Source organism: Variovorax sp. 01N425 (genome assembly GCF_056399465.1).
On sequence record NZ_JBFTRJ010000021.1, the window covers coordinates 63,887 to 83,660 of the forward strand.

Here is a 19,774-nt window from a genome sequence, read left to right on the forward strand (position 1 = left end):
TGCGGCCTCAGCGCGCGCGGATCATCGTGCCGTAGGCCTGGTCGGTCAGGATCTCGAGCAGCATCGCGTGCGGCACGCGGCCGTCGATGATGTGCACCGCGTTCACGCCGCTCTTGGCCGCATCGAGCGCGCCCTCGATCTTGGGCAGCATGCCGCCCGAGATGGTGCCGTCGGCAAACAGGTCGTCGATCTCGCGCGCGCTCAGGTTGGTGAGCAGATTGCCGTCCTTGTCGAGCACGCCGGGCGTGTTGGTCAGGAGCATGAGCTTCTCGGCCTTGAGCACGGTGGCGAGCTTGCCGGCCACCACGTCGGCATTGATGTTGTAGCTCTCGTTCTCCTCGCCGAAGCCGATCGGGCTCACCACGGGAATGAAGGCGTCGTCCTGCAGCGCCTTGACCACGCTGGGGTCGATGGAGACGATGTCGCCCACCTGGCCCACGTCGTGGTGCAGGTTGGGGTCGGCGCGGTCCGCCATCTTGAGCTTCTGCGCGCGGATCATGCCGCCGTCGCGCCCGGTCAGGCCCACGGCCTTGCCGCCGGCCTGGTTGATCAGGCCCACGATGTCCTGCTGCACCTCGCCGGCCAGCACCCATTCGACCACCTCCATGGTCTCGGCATCGGTCACGCGCATGCCCTGGATGAAGCTGCCCTTCTTGCCCAGGCGGTTGAGCGCCGCCTCGATCTGCGGGCCGCCGCCATGCACCACCACCGGGTTCATGCCGACCAGCTTGAGCAGCACCACGTCTTCCGCGAAGTCGGCCTGCAGGGCCGGATCGGTCATGGCATTGCCGCCGTACTTGATGACGATGGTCTTGCCGTGGAACTTGCGGATGTACGGCAGCGCCTGGGCCAGGATCTCGGCCTTGTCGCGCGGGGGAATGTTGAGGACGGGATCGGTCATGGGCGGGCAGGCTCCAAAACGGTGGGGACGATGGAAAGAATGAATTCTTGCAGCAGGGAAGCCGTCACGGGCGCAGCCAGCGCGGCACCTTGAATCGCACGATCATCAGGTAGGCGCCCACGTAGGTCGTGACGAACAGCAGGCAGAACAGCATCAGCACGATGGTGTTGTTCCAGAACAGCACCGCCGGCACCACCGACAGCGCGGCAAACATCCAGAGGTAGGGCGAGGTCCGGTTGTTGCGGGCGAGCAGTTGGCGCGCCTCGTCGTCCGCGAAGGCCACGCGCACGATGCGCCGGAAGATCAGCTGGTGGAAGTGCAGCGCGTCGGCGGTGCCGGGCGACTGCCCGCGCGCGAGCTTGCGGTAGATGGAGAACAGCGTCTCCCACACCGGGTAGATCAGCAGCAGCATCGGAAACCACGGCGAGACGACGCGGTGCCGCTGCACCAGCGTCACGCAGGCCAGCGCAATCACCATGCCCCAGACGTAGGCGCCGCCGTCGCCGGCAAAGATCTTGCCGCGCGGATAGTTCCAGATCAGGAAGCCGATGGTGGCGCCGACCAGGCAGACCATCATGGCCGCGAGCTGGCGGTCGCCCACCTGCAGCGCCACGTGCGAAACGGCCAGGCACACCAGCACCGCCACCGTGCCGGCCAGCCCGTTGTAGCCGTCGATGATGTTGAAGGCATGCGGCAGCCCGCCGATGGCCAGGGCCGCGAACAGCACGGCGCCGTACGGCACCAGGGCCAGCCAGCCGTCGACCGCCTCGATGCCGGTGCGCGACAGGCCCAGGCCCAGCACCCAGCACGCGAGCAGCGCGGAGCCGATGGTGAGCGCCAGCCTGTAGCGCACCTTGACGTTCTGCGTCACGTCTTCGACGATGCCGCCGAGCACCGCCGGCGCAATGCACAGCAGCGTGAGCATCGAGGTCTTGAGCGGCCAGGAGACGTTGAACGGGTCGGTGCCGGTGATGCCGGAGGCCAGCCAGGCCGCGCCCATGCCCAGCAGGATGCCCGCTCCCCCGAGCCGCGGCACGTGGCCCTTGTGGAAGCGCTGGGGCATGTCGGCGCCGTAGAGCCGGGCGTGCCTGCGCGCGCGGCGCATGAACACCTGGACCCCGAAGGCCGAGACGAAGAAACTGATGACGATCAGAGCAATCATGTGTGGGTGTTGGGGAACCCTAGAATTCCCGAGCGAAATTAGACCATGCCAGCGCCCCCTTCCCCTTCTTCCCCCCCGATCACCATTTCGATCGTCAGCCACGGCCAGCTCGCGCTGGTGCGCCCGCTGCTCGAGCAGCTGGACCGTTTCTGCCGCAGCTCGACCGCCAAGGTGGTGCTCACGCTCAACATCCCCGAACCCGACGTGCTGGCCGGCCTGGAATGGGGTTTTGCGGTCGAGCGGATCGAAAACACGAGCCCCAAGGGCTTTGGCGCCAACCACAACCAGGCCTTCGGGCACTGCGATACGCCGTGGTTCCTGGTGCTCAACCCCGACATCCGCCTGGACGGCGACGTGCTGGCGCCGCTGGTCGCGCAGGCCGCGCCTGACGCCGGCCTGCTGACGCCGCGCATCCTGGAGCCCGGCCGCAGCGCGCCCGAGCAGCACCGCGCCGTCATCACGCCGCTCGAGATCCTCACGCGCCGCAAGCCGGGGTACGTGCGCCCGGCGGTGCCGGACTGGATTCCGGGCCTGTTCATGCTGTTCCGCAGCCAGGCCTACCGCCAGATCGGGGGCTTCGACGAGCGCTTCTTCATGTACGGCGAAGACTTCGACATCTGCGCCCGGACCCAGTTGGCGGGCTGGAAGCTGCAGGTGGGCGAAGACCTGCTCGCGCGCCACGAGGCCCAGCGCGCCAGCCGCAGCAGCAGGAAGCACCTCTACTGGCACGTGACCAGCCTGCTCAAGGTGTGGACCTCGGGCGCGTTCTGGCGCTACCTGCGGACCCGCTCCCGCGGGACCTGAAAAAAGCCGCTCCCGCGTTTGCGCAGACAATCCGGGGCCGGGAAGCCAGCAGAAACCGCAGGCGCCGTCCCCTCCCAACCACGACGATGACGACCACGAGCAGCCCGACAGCCCCGCAGGAACACGCCCACCTGCTCCATCCCAAGTACCGACCCGACATCGACGGCCTGCGCGCCGTCGCGGTGCTCTCCGTGCTCGGCTACCACGCGTTCCCGCAGTGGATCAAGGGCGGCTTCATCGGGGTCGACATCTTCTTCGTCATCTCGGGCTTCCTGATCACCACGATCATCCTGGGCAGCTTCGAGGGCGACGGGTTCAGCTACCGCGAGTTCTACGCGCGCCGCGTGAAGCGCATCTTTCCGGCGCTGGTGCTGGTGCTGGCCGCGACCTTCGCCTTCGGCTGGTGGGCGCTGCTGCCGCACGAGTGGGAGCAGCTCGGCAAGCACGTGGCCGCGGGCGCCGGCTTCGTCTCGAACTTCGCCTTCTGGAGCGAGGCCGGCTACTTCGACAACGCGGCCGAGACCAAGCCGCTGCTGCACCTGTGGTCGCTGGCCATCGAGGAGCAGTTCTACATCTTCTGGCCCGTGCTGCTGGGCCTGGCGTGGAAGCGCAAGTGGCGCGTGCTCACGGTGGTGGGCGCGGTGGCGGCCCTGTCGTTCCTGCTCAACGTCGCGACCATCCACAGCCACCGGGAGGCCGCGTTCTATTCGCCGCTGTCGCGCTTCTGGGAGCTGATGATCGGCGGCATGCTGGCGTACATGCGGCTGCACCGTCCGCTGCCCAAGCCGGGCTGGGGCCGCCATGCGCAGTCGATTGCCGGTCTGGTGCTGATCGGCCTGGGCCTTGCATTCATCCGCGGCGGCAAGGCGTTTCCGGGGTTCTGGGCCATCCTGCCCACGCTGGGCGCCTTCTATTGCATTGCGGCCGGCCCGACCGGCGTGCTCAACCGCTACGTGCTCGCCTCCAGGCCGATGGTGTGGGTCGGCCTCATCAGCTATCCGCTGTACCTCTGGCACTGGCCGCTGCTGGTGTATGCGCGCATCGTCGAGGGCGAACTGCCCTCCAACGGCCTGCGCGCGCTGATGCTGCTGGCGGCCGTCGTGCTGGCCTGGCTGACCTACCGCTTTGTCGAGCGCGGCATGCGCCGCAGCGAGAGCAGCACCGTGATCTCGGTGCTGGTGGCGCTGATGGTGGGCTTCGTGGTGCTGGGCACGCTGGCGGCCACGCGCTACTACGTCGGGCGGCACAGCGACCCCTACTTCAACAAGACGGCCGCGGCCGCCAAGGACTGGGGCTACCCGGACGGGCTCAGCCCGATCAAGGTCGATGGCGAGGTGCTCCAGCAGATCGGCCACGGCAAGCGCCGCGTGCTGCTTTTCGGCGACAGCCACATCGAGCAATACGGCCCGCGCGCCGTGGAGCTGAACAAGATCGCGCCCGACACCCTCGATTCGCTCTCCTTCGCCACCTGGGGCGCCTGCCCGCCCATTCCCAACGTGGTCGACGAAAAGAACAACCTCTGCGGCGAGCGCCGCGACGGCGCCATGCGCCTGGCCATCAGCGACAAGTTCGACGCAGTGGTGTTCGGCGGCTGCTGGAACTGCTACTTCTCGGAAACCGGCAAGCCCGATGCGGCAACCGCCGAAATGGACCGCTACTACTACTCCGACGGCAAGACCAAGCACCGCTTCTTGGGGGGCGGCGGCGTGGACCTTGCGCTCAACATGCTCGAGGCGGTGATGACCAACCTTGCCAAGCACAAGCAGGTTTATCTGGTGCTGGACAATCCTGTGGGGGAAGGCTTTGGGCCCGAAGAATTCATCAAGGGAGGCCGGCTCGGAGACATGAAAGTGGCGCGCATGTCGCCTACTGCTCCCTGGCCGGCGGCACAGAAGCAATTGCACGAACGCATGCGCCAGATTGCCCAGCGAAGCGGTGCCATCGTGATCGACCCGATCCCGACGCTCTGCAAGAACGGCGAATGCACCCGCGCGGATGCCGATGCCACACCGATCTACAAGGACTCCGGCCATTTGCGTGCCGAGTACGTGCGCAAATTCGCCACATACATCGATAAGGCGATGAGTACGCAGAGGCCTCCCGCCGAAGCCCCACGATAGTCGACAAGGCCCCCTCAGGGCGTGGGATCAGCCTCCGTAGATGCGCCGCAAGCGACGAATGCCGGGCAGCCGCGTCATCGCGCCCACGAAGCGCACCATCCCCGGCGTGCTGCGTTGCAGCGCCTGAAGCGTGATCCACAGGCGCAGCTTTGCCTTGCGGCCCACATGGGGATTGGCAAAGACGATGGCCGCATATTCGGCGAGTACCGCACTCATTTCACCGCGGTATTCGGAATCTGTCTTGATTGCCTCAATGGCCTCGTTCACGAAGAACGGATGGAACCGCGGCATCAGCGAGTCGCGCAGGTAGTAGCGGCCGCGTTGATGCTCATCGGGAAACATCTGCAGCAGCTTCTTGAAGTACTTGAAGCGGCTACGGACCATCCGGATGCCGAAGGACGTGCTGGCCGTATGAATGCACCAGACGGTGACGGCCTTGTCCACGAATTGATTGCTGTAGCCCTTGCGAAAAATACGCAGGAAAAGGTCATCGTCCTCATAGCCCATGAACTGAGGGTCGAAGCCGCCCACGGCTTCGAAGGCCTTGCGGCTCACCAAGCTGGCTGAAGGCAGAACGAACATGTCGTAGCGCAACAGGTCGAAGATGCTGCGCTTCGGGTGTTTTGCGTGATCCTTGACAACATCCGTGCGAATCACATTGCCATCGGCATCCGCCTCGAACAAGTCGGCGTAGACATAGCCGAAGAGCTGATCGTCGGGCGGAATGGCGTTGACCAGCGTCTCGATGTGGTTGGGCAGGTAGAAGTCATCCTGATCCAGGAAGCAGAGGTACTCGGACGTGGACGCGGCGACGCCGGCATTGCGCGCCGAACCCTGCCCTCCGTTCTCCTTGTCCAGGATGCGGAACGGATAGCGTTTCGCAAGCGCGTCGAGCGCCGCGCGCTCCTCGGGCCGGGAGCCATCGTTGACGACGATCACCTCGTTCGCGGGCACCGACTGCTCGAACACGCTGCGGACAGAACGCTCGATGAAGTCCGCCCCGTTGTAGAACGGAATGATCACCACCACACTGGGCGGAGCGCCCGGAGTGCCGGCGATGGAAACAGGAGGTGAATTCGTGGTGGTCATTGTTTTTGTGGGAGTGACGCGATTCGCTTGGGCGCAAGCCTACACAGATTCGAAGAGGTCGCGCACCACGCCCCGGAAGCCACGGCCAAACTTGTCGTAGCGGCCGGTCATGGCTTCGCGAAAAATGGGCAGGCATCGGGCGAGCCGTGATGCCGGCAAGGCTGCGCGGAAGCGCTGGTGCTCGATCTTGCTGCGCACCCTGTCGAGAATCTCCGGCGAAACCCGGCCTCCGATCTTCTGCAGCCGCGCAAGGAGCAGTTCGGCCTTGATGGCCCGCTCCACATGCGTGTTGCCCCTGGAAGCCAGTGCCTTGCGCACCTTGGCTTCGAAAGTGTCGCGCCGGGCCCCGATCTGGTTCGATTCGTGCTGGCGATAGTCGATGAGCGGCTGCTCCAGCAGGTCGACCCGGCCAATGGCCGACGCGATGATGCCCAGCCACTCGTCGTGCACCCATTCGACGGGCAGAGGCAGGGCATGCTCGAGCAGCGAACGGCGAAACACCGTGGTCGCGCCGGTCACGAGGTTGCGCCGCAGGAACACATCGAAAGCGTTGCCGCCGTGGACGCGCTCGATCTCCGAGGGGGTGACTTCGAGCGCATGGAACAGCGTATCGCCGATGTCGCGCCGCTCGGCATCGACGAGGCGCGCATCGGTGTGCAGAAGCAGAAGATTCGGATCGCTCTCGAAAAGCGGCGCCATCTGCGCGAGGCGCTCGGGGAGCCAGATGTCGTCCTGGTCGCTGAGCGCAATCAGTTCGCTGGTGCAGGCCCCGATGGCCTGCTCGAAGTTCTTGACCACGCGCAGCGCGGGCCGGTTCTCGAAGATGCGCAGGGCCACGGGGTGCCCCGGCTGTTCGGCCGCGCACTCGGCCACCGCAGCCCGCACCACCTCCACCGAGCCGTCGGTCGACGCATCGTCGGACAGCACGATCTCCGCCGGCGGCAGGGTCTGCAGGCAGATGCTGCGCACCTGCTCGCGCAGGAAACGCGCGCCGTTGTGGGTGCAAAGGGCGACGGAGATCTCGGGGGAAGGGGGGATGCTCATGGCTTGCTCGTCTTGCGAGCGGTTATCAATGTGGCGAGGCGATGGGATGCGGTTTCAACGGTTCCTGGAGCCTCCAGCGCGGGGGCCGGTAAAATTATCCCTTTCTTCACTCCCGAACAAGAAAATGCGCGCCCTCTCAATTGTGCTATTGGGGCGCGCAGAATCCCGGATCCGACCGGCATCGCAGCAGGCAACATCCAAGCCAGGTGCATGTTTGTGAGGCCTGGGCGGAACTGTCACTGCAATATCATCACCAATGCGCAGCGCACTGGGCCCGCGTCCAGGCCCGCGGTATTGGCCAGATCGGCAAGTCCAGCAGGGGACCCTTTCTCGGCGGATATCGCCATACCCATTGAAAGAGAAACATCGATTGACGAACATCGGCAACGAGGAACTGGTGCTCATTGAAGCCCAGTGTCGAGAACATCCGGGCGAAAACGGCTTCGCGCGCCTGGCAAACACCAACGGGCGCATATGAGCCAAGTCCATTCCAATTTGCACCGCAGCCCATGGTCTGACTGGTGGGAAGGTACCCGCCGCACGGATATCTGGTGGACGCTCGCATGGTTCGACGTGGTGCTGCGCTATCGCCGCTCGATGCTGGGTCCGCTCTGGCTCACGTTGAGCATGGGCGCCATGATCGGCGGCATGGGGCCTCTGTACAGTTCGCTGTTCGGAACGGAACTCTCCAAGTTCTTCCCTCACCTTGCGCTGGGCATCATTTTCTGGGGCTTCTTTTCGAGCGTGGTGACGGAGTCATGCAACGCCTTCGTAGGCTCCTCCAACTACCTCAAGCAAGGCTATTTTCCAATCAGCCTGTTCGTCTGGCGGAGCATTGCGCGAAACCTGATCCAGTTTGCGCATCAGATCGTGCTGTACGTCCCGGTTGCGCTTTGGGCGGGTATTTCCTTGTCCTGGTCTGCGTTGCTGGTCATTCCGGCAATGGCCATCGCCATTGTCAATGCCCACGCCCTTGGACTGCTGCTCGGGCTCATCTGCACCCGCTTCCGCGACGTCACCCAGATCGTGAGCAGCGTCATGCAGATGCTCATGTTCCTGACCCCTGTATTCTGGCTGCCCGAGAGTCTTCCGGACCGCGCCAAGTACATCCTGTGGAACCCGTTTGCCCAGATGCTCGACCTGCTGCGCACGCCGCTGATGGGGGGGGTTGCCGCTGCGCACAGTTGGCTCGGCATCCTGGGATGGTCTGCCCTGACTCTTATCGGCTCCGCAATCTTGTTCTCCAGATACCGCCGACGCGTTGTCTACTGGCTCTGATACATGGCTTCCATTTCCCTCAAAAACGTTGCCGTCAACTTTCCGATCTATGGCGCTGGTGCAGCGTCATTGAAGAAAACACTTGCGGCTTCCGTCACCGGCGGCAGGTTTGGCAAGGAGACCGGCGTCACCGTCGTTCAGGCGCTGAGCGACATCAACCTCGAGCTGAAGAGCGGAGACCGCCTGGGGCTGATCGGGCACAACGGGGCGGGCAAATCGACCCTGCTGCGTACGCTGGCCGGCGTTTACGAGCCCTCCGCCGGCGAATTCAAGCGCGAGGGAACGGTATCGAGCCTGATCGATCCGTCGCTCGGCATCGAGGCCGACGCGACCGGCATCGAGAACATCATGCTGCGCGGACTCGTCATGGGACTGAGCAAGAAGGAGATCGACGCACGGATCCCGGAGATTTGCGAATTCAGCGGCCTCGGGCAGTACGTGAACATGCCTGTGCGCACCTATTCCACCGGGATGATGATGCGGCTCGCCTTTTCGATCTCCACCAGCGTCGAGGCCGACATTCTCCTGATGGACGAATGGCTCTCGGTGGGCGATGCCGACTTCACCGAAAAGGCGGAAAAGCGCATGCGGGACGTGGTTTCCAAGTCGGGCATCCTGGTCCTGGCCTCGCATTCGCCGGCGTTGATCGCGAAGGAATGCAACATGGTGGTCAAGCTGAGCCATGGGCGGCTCGAGCCCGCCGAGCTTTCCGTGCTGGCCGACGCAACGGAACTGGACGACCGGCCTTAGACCTGTGCCGCGGGCGCCTTGGCCGGCAGGGCTCCGGCCCATGTGTCCAATCTCTCTCTTCCAAGGCAGAATTCAAGCGTCTGCAGCACGTATCGGCATTCGACGTGCAAAGTTGTGCGCTTTCCTTGAACAAAGAGAGAGGGTTTCATGAAGAAGCATGCTGTTGTTACGGGCATCACCGGGCAAGATGGCGCCTACCTGGCCGAGCTTCTGCTCGCCAAGGGCTATGTTGTCTATGGCGCCTACCGCCGCACCAGTTCGGTGAACTTCTGGCGCATCGAAGAGCTTGGAATCCAGCACAACCCCGATCTTCATCTGGTCGAATACGACCTTACCGACCTTGGCAGCTCGATCACGCTGATCCGCGACGCAGCGCCGGACGAGGTCTACAACCTCGCAGCCCAGAGCTTCGTCGGCGTCAGCTTCAATCAGCCCATCGCCACCGCGCAGATCACCGGCCTGGGTACGCTGCATCTGCTGGAAGCCATCCGGCTGGTCAACCCCAAGATCCGCTTCTATCAAGCCTCGACATCCGAGATGTTCGGCAAGGTCCAAGCCATCCCGCAGACCGAGGAAACGCCCTTCTATCCGCGCAGCCCCTATGGCGTTGCAAAGCTCTACGCCCACTGGATGACGATCAACTACCGCGAGAGCTACAACATCTTCGGTTGCAGCGGCATCCTCTTCAATCATGAAAGCCCCCTGAGAGGCCGGGAATTCGTCACCCGCAAGATCACCGACGGGGTTGCGAAGATCAAGCTCGGCAAACTGGACGTGCTGGAACTCGGCAATCTCGATGCCAAGCGCGACTGGGGCTTTGCGAAGGAATACGTCGAGGGCATGTGGCGCATGCTGCAGGCAGAAGAACCCGACACCTACGTGCTCGCAACGAATCGCACGGAGACCGTGCGCGAGTTCGTTGCCATGGCATTCATGAGCGCCGGCATGGCCATCGAATTCAGGGGCACCGGCGATTCGGAGTCCGCGGTCGACACGGCCACCGGTAAGACCGTGATGCGCATCAATCCGGCGTTCTATCGCCCGGCCGAAGTGGAACTCTTGATCGGCAATCCCGCCAAGGCCAAGGCCAAGCTTGGCTGGGAACCTGCGACCACTCTCGAGCAGCTGTGCCAGTTGATGGTCGAGGCTGACCTTCGGCGAAACGCCCAGGGCCAGTCGTTTTGAGGATATTGCTGACCGGCGCCGAAGGATTCACCGGCCAGGTATTTGCCAAGCGAGCTGTTGCGGCTGGCCACGCCGTCATTGCACTTCAGTCCGACCTGACGCATCGCGAGGCCCTGCACCAGGAAGTGTTGGCGCTTGCGCCCGACGCCGTGGTGCACCTGGCAGCCATCAGTTTTGTGGGGCACGCCAACGAGGCAGCGTTCTACGCAGTCAATGTGGTCGGGACCACCCATCTGCTGGACGCGCTGGTGCAACTGCCTGCCAGGCCTGCCCGTGTTCTCCTGGCCAGCAGCGCCAATGTTTACGGCAACACGGCCCAATCGCCCATCACCGAAAGCCAGCCGCCGGCGCCCATCAACCACTATGGCATGAGCAAGCTCGCCATGGAATTCATGGCGAGGACCTACAACGAGCAGTTGAACCTGGTGGTCGCGCGCCCCTTCAACTACACCGGGCCCGGACAGGACGCTCATTTTCTGATCCCCAAACTTGCCGCGCACTTTGCCTCGCGTGCGCCGTCGATCGAGTTGGGCAATCTGGATGTCGAGCGCGAGTTCAACGATGTGCAGATGGTCTGCGATGCCTACCTGCTGCTGCTCGCACATGGAGAGCCGGGCGAGACGTACAACATCTGCTCGGGACGGCCGTATGCGCTGCGCCGGATCATCGAGACATTTGCACGGATGACTTCGCATGATCTGCGCATCGAGATCAATCCAGCCTTTATCAGGGCGAATGAAGTGCGCCGCTTATGTGGTGACCCGCAGAAGCTCCAAGCGCTCTTCTCCGAGCAGGGCGTCGCGCTGCATGAACCTTCGCTGGAAGAGACGCTGAAACACGTGTTGCTTGCCAAGCAAGATTAGCCGAGCTGCAGCGCGCGGAGAATCGCTTCGGTCTGGTGCTGCCAGCCAAACTTCAAGAGCGCATCACGCCGAGCCTCCGCCGCCATTACCTCATAAGCCTCGCCGCGATCCAAAGCTCGCAGAATCGTCTCGGTCCATTCGTGTGCTTTGGCCAGGTACCCGTTCTCACCGTCGCGAATTGCTCGTCGGTAAGTGAAGCTCGGGGAAGCGATGCTCAAAGTGCCAACGCTGGCAGCCTCGAAATACTTCAACTCGGACTTGCAGTCGGTGAAGGCATTCGATTGCAACGGCATGAGATTGAACTCAACGGTCCCGAGCAGGCGTTGCAAATTCACATAGTCTTGAAAGGGTTGCCGACTGATGCGGTGAGAAAATTCGCGCATCACAGGACCATGGTCGATGTAGCCGACGACCATGACTTCCACATCTGGCCGCTCGGCCAGCACCTCGGCCAGCGCGGGCTCGACGATCGCATAGTCGAGGCGATGAGACGGCGAGCCGCTGAAGTAGCCAAGGCATACCTTGCCGTCGCCGACAAAGCGCGCGCGCTCCTTCTCGGCAAAGATCCTTTCTGCAAGCTCGAGTTGCTCCTTATTCATGAAATTCGGCACGACGAACACCGGAAGGCCCGAGTAGTTAGCAAGTTTCCGCGCGAGAAACTCGTTGGTCGTTATGGCGCCATCGCACATCTTCAATGTTTGCCCCATGCGGGCAATCATTGCAAACCAGTCGTCCCACAGACCCTTTCTCGTCACGTCGACGCCTAGGGTGGCAACTACGAGATGGGCGTAGTCGGTATCGAACACCAGATCATCTATGTCGAACAACACGCGTTTTCGGCGCGCACGAAACTTGGTGATCAGTCCGTTGACCTCATGGCAGTAGCGCGAACGACAGATAACCAGTATGTCCGCCGCGTCGGCGATTTCGTCGAAACGCTCTCGGTCAGACAAGAAGAAATAGCTCGCCGAGACGTTCCCTGTCTCGCACCCGTTCAGCACCTGAGCCATGTTGTAGGCGCGATAGCGAAACGTGCTGTTGTTCGGCTCCTCGTAGAAGTAAGCAACGCGCACCTCACGTCGATGCAGCATTGCCAGCCGCTCCGAAAGAGGCTGAAGCCAAGGGTCCGCGTACGGAACGAGGGGAGTCGCCAGTTCAAACATCAGCGTGCCGTCGTGAGCAACTCGAGGATAGGCTCGAACGATTGAGTCCAGTCCGCGCCCAGCCCGTTGGCCGCGAAATTGCGCGCGCGTGTTTCCTTGTCTTCCGCAAGCGCCACCCCAGCGCGAAGCGCATCGAGCGCGGCCTCTGTATTCAGTTCGGCGCAAATGATGTTGCGCGAATAGTTGGACAAATCCTGCTTGTTGGCGAACTTGTTGGTCACCACGACCGCGCCGCTGGCCGCCAAGTCGAGCGGCGGATAGCTGGGGTGCGGCGTGTACATCAAACAGAGCCCGAGATCGACCGTTCCTACAAGATCAGCATAGGCTTCCCAGTCGAGCCCTTCGCAGCGTTCGGGCACATAGCCATTGCCGAAGGCCACGTTCGGGATGTGCTTGCCGACCAGAAGAAGGTCCCAGCGCTCGATATCAAGAATCCCCTCGTTCACGGCCCTCTCGATGATGTCAAGCCCAACATAAAAAAGATTGCGCAGATTGTTTGGCCGCGCGTAGAAGAAGAACTTCTTCTTGCCGCCCGGCTCCCGCTGGCGCTCGTGAAACAGCGTCTTCGGAAACGCTGGTTCGAACCAACTCCCGTTGTGTTTCAGGTTGTCCAAGCCACTCGCGATCAGATGGTCATACAGGAGCCGCGTATTGACGACGAATCGGATGTCCTGGTTACTCAGGATTCGTTCGCAATGAACTCGATCATCCCCGAATGGATAGAACATCCGTTCGTCCTCCTGAAGGAGGTAGATGATCGAAGCAGGGGGCACACTGGTCAGCGTTGCGGCGGTCGTCCACCACGAGGTGGTGATAAATGTCTCGTCGGGGTGGATATCCAGGCCCGCGACCTCTGCGTTGTTCTGGGGCGTCGTGCAATCCCAGGCCGAGGGAGAAAATGCAAACTGAATCTCGTGTGTCAGTTGGATTCCGTACGCACTCAAGATTTGCGCAGCGTTGGAAGCTGATGGTATTTGGGTGCGTGTCACGATCCGCAAAGTGGCATTCATTCGATTTGCCAGCTGTGCAGCCAGCAACAACGCTGTCCCCACTCCACCAAACAAACTTTCCCTGCCAATGCTGTCGGTCACCAAGCTCACCCTTCGGATAGACGTCTTGGGAATAAGATAAGTCTCCAACGGCTGAGTGGTCTGAAAACGTTCGCGAACGACCTTGCTCGCAGCCGGCGGGTGATTGTCTGTGTTGACGGCAATATCCATCAGGTGACTTTGCACTACAGGATCGGCAGGGGCCACTTCGTCGAAGACCGCGGGATTGACAGGGGCCACTTCGTTGAAGATTGGGCGCCCCGCAATCGCGGCATCTATCTTGGTGCGAATGAGCCGCGCCACAGCAACCGTGCCGTGCTCATTCCAAAACGCCACAAGCCGCCTCCATCGCTCATTCATCGCTACTTCCTTGCTTTTTTAGATTTCAACCGAAAGAGACAGGGACTAGTGCCGACCAGCTCTTCTTCTCCATTCACGTGCCGGGCCGATCGAGGCCCCTCTTGGCAATATCTTCGATCCAACGCCCCCTCCTATCTCACGAGTCGAAGAAACTCTTCCGAAAAGCGGGAGATGGTGAATTTTTCTTCGTAGACTTTGCGCGCCTGAAGCCCGATGTCGCGCATCTTGGCCCGATCTCGGAAGGCCGCTAGCAATTGTTCTGCCAGTGAATTCACATCATCTGCTTCGAAGAGAAGACAAGACTTGTCGTGCTCCAGCACCTCCGCAATACCGACATGTGGATTGATGATCGACGGCTTGGCGAGCATTGCACCTTCAACGGCGACCAGTGAAAAAGCTTCGTCGCGCGAGCAGCAGACGACCGCATCCGCGCCGGCCAGTAGCCCGAGCAGTTCACCGTGGTCCACCAGGCCCAGATATTCGATCTCCGGGGCAGCCTCCATCCGCTTGTACACGTCCGACCAATAGGGGATGTTCTGTTCGGGGAGCCTGCCAGTTATCAAGAATCGGCAGGAAGCACGTACGTCTTCCGGCAACAGAAGGATCGCGTCGACGAACAGGTCTTGTCCTTTGCGACTTTCGAGCGTTCCCGCAAGCACAAAGGTACATCGGTCGGGCAGTGGCTTCTTTTGAATCTCGCCACTGCGATCCGGGATCCCGTTATAGACCACATCAGCTCGAAAACCGGCAGGCAGATAATCGCGAGCGTACTCGCTGACGCAAAGCAACCGCACGCGCGTACTGTCGAGCTCAGGTTCAGCCGCCAGTTCGACTTCGAGCGCCTGTCCTTCGTGCAACCACCAGATCACGTCCAGGTTGTCGATAGCTTCGAGCTGCCGAACGACGCCGCTCATTGCCATCGTATTGACAACGACTACATCAAAATTTCTTGCGAAACGCTCGAACAGAAAATGCCCGTCGCGAAGCGACTGATCCACGATCACTACCACGCCTGCCTGCTCCAACTCCTTTCGCATCGGTCCATCCGCTGGGGCCACCACGACAGGGAAACCGCCACCGCGCAGCACTGCAACCGCTGCGCACAGGAGCATGCGAGGCGCCCCGGTCAGCGAAAGTTCGTGCGAGACGAACAAGACGTCCGGGCCCGTGTACGTGGCAGATGCATCAACATGCGATGCAAAAATCTTGTAGTTAAACCGGAAATCGCGATAGAGCACCTTTTTCATCGAATCCGTGAAATTCGGATCTCTTGAAACGTAGGCGCCCCAACGCTTCAGCACGAAGATGTCGGCCTTGTATTTAGCGGACTTTGCGCCCCAGGAGTGATTCCCAATGTGATAGAGGACAGCGTACGGCGTGTAGACGCACCGGTACCCCGCCTCCAGAAGCTTGTAGCTCAGGTCCATGTCCGAATGGCCGTCGGGCGTGTTGACTGCATCGAAGCCACCGATACGCCAGAACAATTCGGTCTTGAGCGCGCAGCAGGCGCCCGAAAGGATGGAGACGTTGCGCACGTACTTGTGCATGGAGAGGAACGAATCGTTCGCTTCTCTGGGGACATTGTTGTACGCGGTACCACAAAGGCCTGGCGTCCCCGAAATCATCCCCGCGTACTGAATCGTCTCGTCCTCGTGCAGCAGCTTGGGTGAAACGCCTCCGACATCCGATATGCAGAGGTACTCGATCAGTTTCTCGATCCAGTCGGGCTGGGCGGGCAACACATCGTCGTTGTAGAAGACGATGATTTCGCCCCCGGCTGCTCGCGCCCCTTCATTGCACTTGTCGGAGAAGTTGTACTTCTTATCATATGGGAGGAAGACGATGTGCGGCGAGCTATGAAACTCGCCTTTCAGCTCTTCGGCAAGGGGGCCGTTGCAGACGACCACCACCTCGTAGTTCGGGTAGTCGGTCTTCTCCAGGATCGCATTCAGTGCGAGCTTGAGATTCTTGAAGGAATCCGAAGGAATGACGATCGAGACCTTGGCGGTCGTTGGCACGTCAATACGGGCATAGTTGGCGTGGGGCAGCGGTATCGCTTTCCCCTCGATGCCGCGTCGGGCAAGCGCATCGTCAAGCGCGGCGATGTTGGACTCACGTGCAAAGTCCTTTCCACCGCTTGCCGCCGAACCAGGGATGGAACGCCAAAGATAGAGCACCCGCTCCACGTGCACGATCCTTTTCGCCACCTCGGCCATCCGCAATGCGAGATCGTAATCCTGCGAAAAATCATACTGGCTGCGGAAGCCTCCCAGCGCATCGACCGCATCCTTCTTGTAGACCGTCAGATGTCCGGTCAGCATGGAGTTGAACAGTATCTCGGGCGACCAATCCGGCTTGAATATGAAGTGGGAAAGTTGACGCTCCGATGTGTCGTCGATCTTGCATTCGTCGGTGTAGATGAAATCGACACCCGGATTCTTGTTGATGGCATCCACGATCCAGAAGAACGCATCTCCCGGCAATTCGTCGTCGTGATCCAGCAATGCAATGAATCCGCCTTGGGCCATCTCGAGCGCTGCATTGGACGCTGCGGCGATGCCGCCGTTCTTCTCAAGCACCCGATAACGCACGCGAGGATCGCACGTTGCATACTGCTGCAGGATTTCTCGTTGGTCCGCCGTCGGTGAACAATCGTCCACAGCACACAGCTCCCAATTGTCATAGAACTGCTCCTGTAGCGACTCGATGGCACGACTCAGCCACTGCACCGGTGTTTTATAGACCGGCATAATTACGGAGATCAGGGGCTTTTGCTCGAAGTTCCTAATGGACTCGAAAATCTCGCGAGGGGCCAGTTGCGCCTGTTGGCTGGTGTATATCTGGCGAGCAACATCCTCGAATGGATCGCCGCCCGACGTAGTGTGGTCGTAAGGCACGGGCGAGGCCTTCGACACCAGTTCTTCAGCTTCAACAGCACGGATAGCGCTGCGTACGCCGCCCAGGCCCGATTCGCTCAGCACCTGAATGCCTCGGCGAGCCAGATTTGAGAACCCACCCGCACGTTGAGAGAGCACGGGCAACAGCTTGACCGCGCGCGCGATCCGCCCCTTCTGAAGGCCGGCCCATCGAAGAGGCTTCGTGACACGCCAACTCGTGGAGCCGAATATTTCCTCGACCTGCACCTGGCGCTGCCGCAACGCGCTTTCGAGTGCGCTTGTGTGCGCACGAAGTGTTTGAAGCGACTCGACGAGTTGCTGGGCCTCCCGCGCCCTCTCGCTCAACTTCGCCCTGATCTGGTGAATGTGGTTCTGCGCAACATTCGACCGGATATCTGCGTAGAGAGCCGCCCTCTGGGCGTCGCGCAGTTCTTCGGAGCGTGACGCCAGATCTGTTTGAAGGTCTCGCGTCGAAGCACGAAGTGCCGCGAGTTCATCCTCAGGCAGGGGCTTGACCCTTGACCAAGCGTTATCCGATTGATTGGATTGCCGCGAAGCAGTGCCGTGCAATGCCAACGGACCTGCATCAACAATTGTTTCCTTCCCCGCAATCACGCGCGTACCGAGTCGGTTGTCGGCAGCTGCCTTCTTGCGAATCACGCAGACCGAGTTCAGGAACTCTATCGCATGGATATGCCCGAGCAACTCCTCGTCGAATGCCACACCATACCTTCTGGTGAAGGATTCGAGCAGTGCGGTCCGCGTATCGGGAACGCCCCAGTGCTCGTGGTTGATGACGTCGGCAAGGCGCTTGAAGAATGCCATCGAGGACGCAGGATCGAACAATCCGCCCTCGAACTCGGCCCAATAGGAGCAATGCAGGTCCTCAACGACGAACATGCCTCCGTCCTCAAGACGCGGAAAATAGCGAGCAAAAGAACGGATGATGTCGCCGGATCGGTGCGAGCCGTCGTCAATGACGAGGTCGAACTTCGGCGAATGCGCGGCGATAGCCTCCTCCACTTCATTGGTGTTGGCATCTCCTACGACGACACCGATACGCGGATCACCGTAAATGAGCTGCCGGCACGCCTCGTTGATGTCACACCCGACAATTTTCGTAGCTCTAGGGAAAAATTCGGACCAGATCTCCAGAGATCCGCCGTTCTGGATGCCAATTTCCAGAACCCGCAGGGACTGGTCGACAAGTTCGAAAAACAGCCGCTCATAGATCGAAATGTAGATCGACCATTTGTCCGAAAGCTTGCCTTGGTGCCTGGAATAGAGTGTTGCGAGTGTGCTGCGTGCCATATAGTTGTTTTGTTGATGCGCCGCTCAGCCGAAGCGTCGCTCGAAAAAAGACGTATGGATGGGAATGGGCGTCGCAGAAACGAACTCCCTCGGATTGCTTGCAAGAATCAGGTGGACAAAGCCCGCAATGACTTTCATACGCTTCTAGTCGACCATGGCGAGCAAGTTCAGCGCCAGGACTTCGGCGCTGCCGACAAGCAGGCCCGCAGCAAGAGACGAGCGCCCAGCACTCAATCGGGCTACAGGCCGATAGCGCCGGCTGTTCGCAAATATGAATATCTTTTGAAGCAGCAGCTCGACTCGGGCAATACCTATCCGACCTATCCGAGCCTCAACTGAATACTTCTGCACTGGCAAAGTCGGCGCCAGCTTCGTCTTTGGCCGATAACTGGGGCGCCATGCCGATGGCTGGCCATTGGATATTCAAGGCGGCATCATTCCAGACAATGCTGCGCTCATGCGCCGGCGCATAGTAATCAGTGGTCTTGTACAAGAACTCCGCCGTCTCGCTCAGCACCAGAAACCCGTGCGCAAACCCCTCAGGCACCCACAACTGCCTATGGTTGTCCTCGCTGAGCTCCACCCCCACCCATTTGCCAAAGCTTGGCGACGACCTGCGGATGTCCACCGCCACATCGAACACCGCGCCGCGCACCACGCGCACCAGCTTGCCCTGCGGCTGCTGGATCTGGTAGTGCAGCCCGCGCAGCACGCCCTTGGCCGAGCGCGAATGGTTGTCCTGCACGAACTCGACGTGCCGGCCGACCGCCTCATCGAACGCCTTGCCGTTGAAGCTCTCATAGAAAAAGCCGCGCGCATCGCCGAAGACCTTCGGCTCGATGACCAGCACTTCAGGAATCGCGGTAGGTGTTGCCTTCACGAGCGCACCTCCTCCGCCAGCAAATGGTTCAGATATTTGCCGTAGCCGTTCTTTTGCAGCGGCACGGCAAGCTTTGCCAATTGCTCGCGATCGATGAATCCATTGCGCCACGCAATCTCTTCAGGACACGCAATCTTGAGCCCTTGCCGATGCTCCAGGGTCTGGATGAACTGCGCGGCCTCCAGCAGGCTCTCGTGCGTGCCGGTATCCAGCCAGGCATAGCCGCGCTGCATGATCTGCACGTTGAGCTGGTCCAGGTCGAGGTAGGCTTGGTTGACCGCCGTGATCTCCAGTTCGCCGCGCGCGCTGGGCTTCACGGCCTTGGCGATCTCGACCACCTGGTTGTCATAGAAGTACAGGCCCGTCACGGCATAGCTGCTCTTGGGCTTGACCGGCTTCTCCTCGATGCTGCTGGCCTTGCCCTTGGCATCGAAGGCCACCACGCCGTAGCGCTCGGGGTCATGCACGTGGTAGGCGAAGACGGTGGCGCCGGAGGGCTTCGAATCGGCATCGGCCAAGAGGTGCGCGAAGTCATGGCCGTAGAAGATGTTGTCGCCCAGCACCAGCGCGCTCGGCGAATTGCCTACGAATTTGTCGCCGATGATGAAGGCCTGCGCGAGGCCATCGGGGCTGGGCTGCACCGCGTACTGCAGGTTGATGCCCCACTGGCTGCCATCGCCCAGCAGCTGCTGGAAGCGCGGCGTGTCCTGCGGCGTGCTGATGATCAGGATGTCGCGCATGCCGCCGAGCATGAGCGTGCTGAGCGGGTAGTAGATCATCGGCTTGTCGTACACCGGCAGCAGCTGCTTGCTGAGCGCGAGCGTGGCGGGGTGCAGCCGGGTGCCGGAGCCGCCGGCCAGGATGATGCCTTTGCGTTGCGTGGTCTTCGTGGTCATTGTGTTGTGTTCTCCGCTTCTT

General features: G+C 61.3%; 16 protein-coding genes. 7 read left to right on the top strand and 9 right to left on the bottom strand.

Annotation, left to right across the window (positions count from 1 at the left end; translation table 11 throughout):
- Nucleotides 1–7: 7 nt before the first annotated feature.
- On the bottom strand, nt 8–901 hold the full coding sequence (gene argB / locus AC1DSC_RS28965; RefSeq protein ID WP_012745926.1) for an acetylglutamate kinase: 894 nt from the start codon (nt 899–901) through the stop codon (nt 8–10).
- A gap of 64 nt (nt 902–965) precedes the next feature.
- Nucleotides 966–2,063 carry a glycosyltransferase family 4 protein gene (locus tag AC1DSC_RS28970; RefSeq protein WP_012745925.1) on the bottom strand — a complete coding sequence of 366 codons (1,098 nt, stop codon included), beginning with the start codon at nt 2,061–2,063 and terminating at the stop codon, nt 966–968.
- A 45-nt stretch (nt 2,064–2,108) separates the two neighbouring features.
- Here AC1DSC_RS28970 and AC1DSC_RS28975 point away from each other — a divergent pair, with 45 nt between their 5' ends.
- Nucleotides 2,109–2,867 (top strand): glycosyltransferase family 2 protein, encoded by a 759-nt coding sequence (locus AC1DSC_RS28975; RefSeq protein ID WP_436287276.1) that lies wholly within the window; start codon nt 2,109–2,111, stop codon nt 2,865–2,867.
- Nucleotides 2,868–2,953: 86 nt separating this feature from the next.
- The gene (locus AC1DSC_RS28980; protein ID WP_436287275.1) at nt 2,954–4,987 is read left to right on the top strand and encodes an acyltransferase family protein; all 2,034 of its coding nucleotides are present in this window, start codon (nt 2,954–2,956) and stop codon (nt 4,985–4,987) included.
- A gap of 27 nt (nt 4,988–5,014) precedes the next feature.
- Here AC1DSC_RS28980 and AC1DSC_RS28985 read toward each other — a convergent pair whose 3' ends face one another.
- Both AC1DSC_RS28985 and AC1DSC_RS28990 read right to left on the bottom strand, forming a co-directional pair.
- Nucleotides 5,015–6,076, bottom strand: coding sequence for a glycosyltransferase family 2 protein (locus AC1DSC_RS28985; protein ID WP_436287274.1), 1,062 nt, complete (start codon nt 6,074–6,076; stop codon nt 5,015–5,017).
- A gap of 39 nt (nt 6,077–6,115) precedes the next feature.
- On the bottom strand, nt 6,116–7,120 hold the full coding sequence (locus AC1DSC_RS28990) for a glycosyltransferase family 2 protein (protein WP_436287273.1): 1,005 nt from the start codon (nt 7,118–7,120) through the stop codon (nt 6,116–6,118).
- 474 nt (nt 7,121–7,594) lie between these two features.
- On the opposite strand from AC1DSC_RS28990, the gene AC1DSC_RS28995 reads away from it, so the two are divergent.
- The 4 genes from AC1DSC_RS28995 (at nt 7,595) to AC1DSC_RS29010 (ending at nt 11,196) form a co-directional block, all read left to right on the top strand.
- Nucleotides 7,595–8,398, top strand: a complete 804-nt coding sequence (locus tag AC1DSC_RS28995; RefSeq protein WP_436287272.1) for an ABC transporter permease — start codon at nt 7,595–7,597, stop codon at nt 8,396–8,398.
- A 3-nt stretch (nt 8,399–8,401) separates the two neighbouring features.
- Nucleotides 8,402–9,148: an ABC transporter ATP-binding protein gene (locus AC1DSC_RS29000; protein ID WP_018903750.1), complete on the top strand. Its 747-nt coding sequence runs from the start codon at nt 8,402–8,404 to the stop codon at nt 9,146–9,148.
- A 147-nt stretch (nt 9,149–9,295) separates the two neighbouring features.
- Nucleotides 9,296–10,333: a GDP-mannose 4,6-dehydratase gene (gene gmd, locus AC1DSC_RS29005; protein WP_436287271.1), complete on the top strand. Its 1,038-nt coding sequence runs from the start codon at nt 9,296–9,298 to the stop codon at nt 10,331–10,333.
- Nucleotides 10,330–11,196 carry a GDP-mannose 4,6-dehydratase gene (locus tag AC1DSC_RS29010; RefSeq protein ID WP_436287270.1) on the top strand — a complete coding sequence of 289 codons (867 nt, stop codon included), beginning with the start codon at nt 10,330–10,332 and terminating at the stop codon, nt 11,194–11,196. The genes gmd and AC1DSC_RS29010 overlap by 4 nt, the downstream gene beginning before the upstream one ends.
- Here AC1DSC_RS29010 and AC1DSC_RS29015 read toward each other — a convergent pair.
- The 3 genes from AC1DSC_RS29015 to AC1DSC_RS29025 all read right to left on the bottom strand — a co-directional run bounded on the left by AC1DSC_RS29015 (nt 11,193) and on the right by AC1DSC_RS29025 (nt 17,976).
- A complete protein-coding gene (locus AC1DSC_RS29015) occupies nt 11,193–12,287 on the bottom strand; it encodes a glycosyltransferase (RefSeq protein WP_478131988.1) in 1,095 nt (364 codons plus the stop codon). The two genes, AC1DSC_RS29010 and AC1DSC_RS29015, sit on opposite strands and share 4 nt — an antisense overlap.
- Nucleotides 12,288–12,358: 71 nt before the next feature.
- Nucleotides 12,359–13,768 carry a rhamnosyltransferase WsaF family glycosyltransferase gene (locus tag AC1DSC_RS29020; protein ID WP_436287268.1) on the bottom strand — a complete coding sequence of 470 codons (1,410 nt, stop codon included), beginning with the start codon at nt 13,766–13,768 and terminating at the stop codon, nt 12,359–12,361.
- 131 nt (nt 13,769–13,899) lie between these two features.
- Entirely contained in the window at nt 13,900–17,976 is a 4,077-nt protein-coding gene (locus AC1DSC_RS29025) for a glycosyltransferase (protein ID WP_436287267.1), read from the bottom strand.
- Between the two features lie 111 nt (nt 17,977–18,087).
- Between AC1DSC_RS29025 and AC1DSC_RS29030 the strand changes: the two genes are divergently transcribed.
- The gene (locus AC1DSC_RS29030) at nt 18,088–18,315 is read left to right on the top strand and encodes a hypothetical protein (RefSeq protein WP_436287266.1); all 228 of its coding nucleotides are present in this window, start codon (nt 18,088–18,090) and stop codon (nt 18,313–18,315) included.
- Here AC1DSC_RS29030 and rfbC read toward each other — a convergent pair.
- Both rfbC and rfbA read right to left on the bottom strand, forming a co-directional pair.
- Nucleotides 18,308–18,856: a dTDP-4-dehydrorhamnose 3,5-epimerase gene (rfbC, locus tag AC1DSC_RS29035; protein ID WP_436287265.1), complete on the bottom strand. Its 549-nt coding sequence runs from the start codon at nt 18,854–18,856 to the stop codon at nt 18,308–18,310. The genes AC1DSC_RS29030 and rfbC overlap by 8 nt on opposite strands.
- A complete protein-coding gene (rfbA, locus tag AC1DSC_RS29040) occupies nt 18,853–19,752 on the bottom strand; it encodes a glucose-1-phosphate thymidylyltransferase RfbA (RefSeq protein WP_018903759.1) in 900 nt (299 codons plus the stop codon). Before rfbA ends, rfbC begins: the two co-directional genes overlap by 4 nt.
- Nucleotides 19,753–19,774: the final 22 nt, after the last annotated feature.

What these genes read in the sequence shown, in the direction of transcription:
- argB (WP_012745926.1), bottom strand. Translation starts at nt 901, where the DNA reads ATGACCGATCCCGTCCTCAACATTCCCCCGCGCGACAAGGCCGAGATC.
- AC1DSC_RS28970 (WP_012745925.1), bottom strand. Translation starts at nt 2,063, where the DNA reads ATGATTGCTCTGATCGTCATCAGTTTCTTCGTCTCGGCCTTCGGGGTC.
- AC1DSC_RS28975 (WP_436287276.1), top strand. Translation starts at nt 2,109, where the DNA reads ATGCCAGCGCCCCCTTCCCCTTCTTCCCCCCCGATCACCATTTCGATC.
- AC1DSC_RS28980 (WP_436287275.1), top strand. Translation starts at nt 2,954, where the DNA reads ATGACGACCACGAGCAGCCCGACAGCCCCGCAGGAACACGCCCACCTG.
- AC1DSC_RS28985 (WP_436287274.1), bottom strand. Translation starts at nt 6,076, where the DNA reads ATGACCACCACGAATTCACCTCCTGTTTCCATCGCCGGCACTCCGGGC.
- AC1DSC_RS28990 (WP_436287273.1), bottom strand. Translation starts at nt 7,120, where the DNA reads ATGAGCATCCCCCCTTCCCCCGAGATCTCCGTCGCCCTTTGCACCCAC.
- AC1DSC_RS28995 (WP_436287272.1), top strand. Translation starts at nt 7,595, where the DNA reads ATGAGCCAAGTCCATTCCAATTTGCACCGCAGCCCATGGTCTGACTGG.
- AC1DSC_RS29000 (WP_018903750.1), top strand. Translation starts at nt 8,402, where the DNA reads ATGGCTTCCATTTCCCTCAAAAACGTTGCCGTCAACTTTCCGATCTAT.
- gmd (WP_436287271.1), top strand. Translation starts at nt 9,296, where the DNA reads ATGAAGAAGCATGCTGTTGTTACGGGCATCACCGGGCAAGATGGCGCC.
- AC1DSC_RS29015 (WP_478131988.1), bottom strand. Translation starts at nt 12,287, where the DNA reads ATGCTGCATCGACGTGAGGTGCGCGTTGCTTACTTCTACGAGGAGCCG.
- AC1DSC_RS29020 (WP_436287268.1), bottom strand. Translation starts at nt 13,768, where the DNA reads ATGAATGAGCGATGGAGGCGGCTTGTGGCGTTTTGGAATGAGCACGGC.
- AC1DSC_RS29025 (WP_436287267.1), bottom strand. Translation starts at nt 17,976, where the DNA reads ATGGCACGCAGCACACTCGCAACACTCTATTCCAGGCACCAAGGCAAG.
- rfbA (WP_018903759.1), bottom strand. Translation starts at nt 19,752, where the DNA reads ATGACCACGAAGACCACGCAACGCAAAGGCATCATCCTGGCCGGCGGC.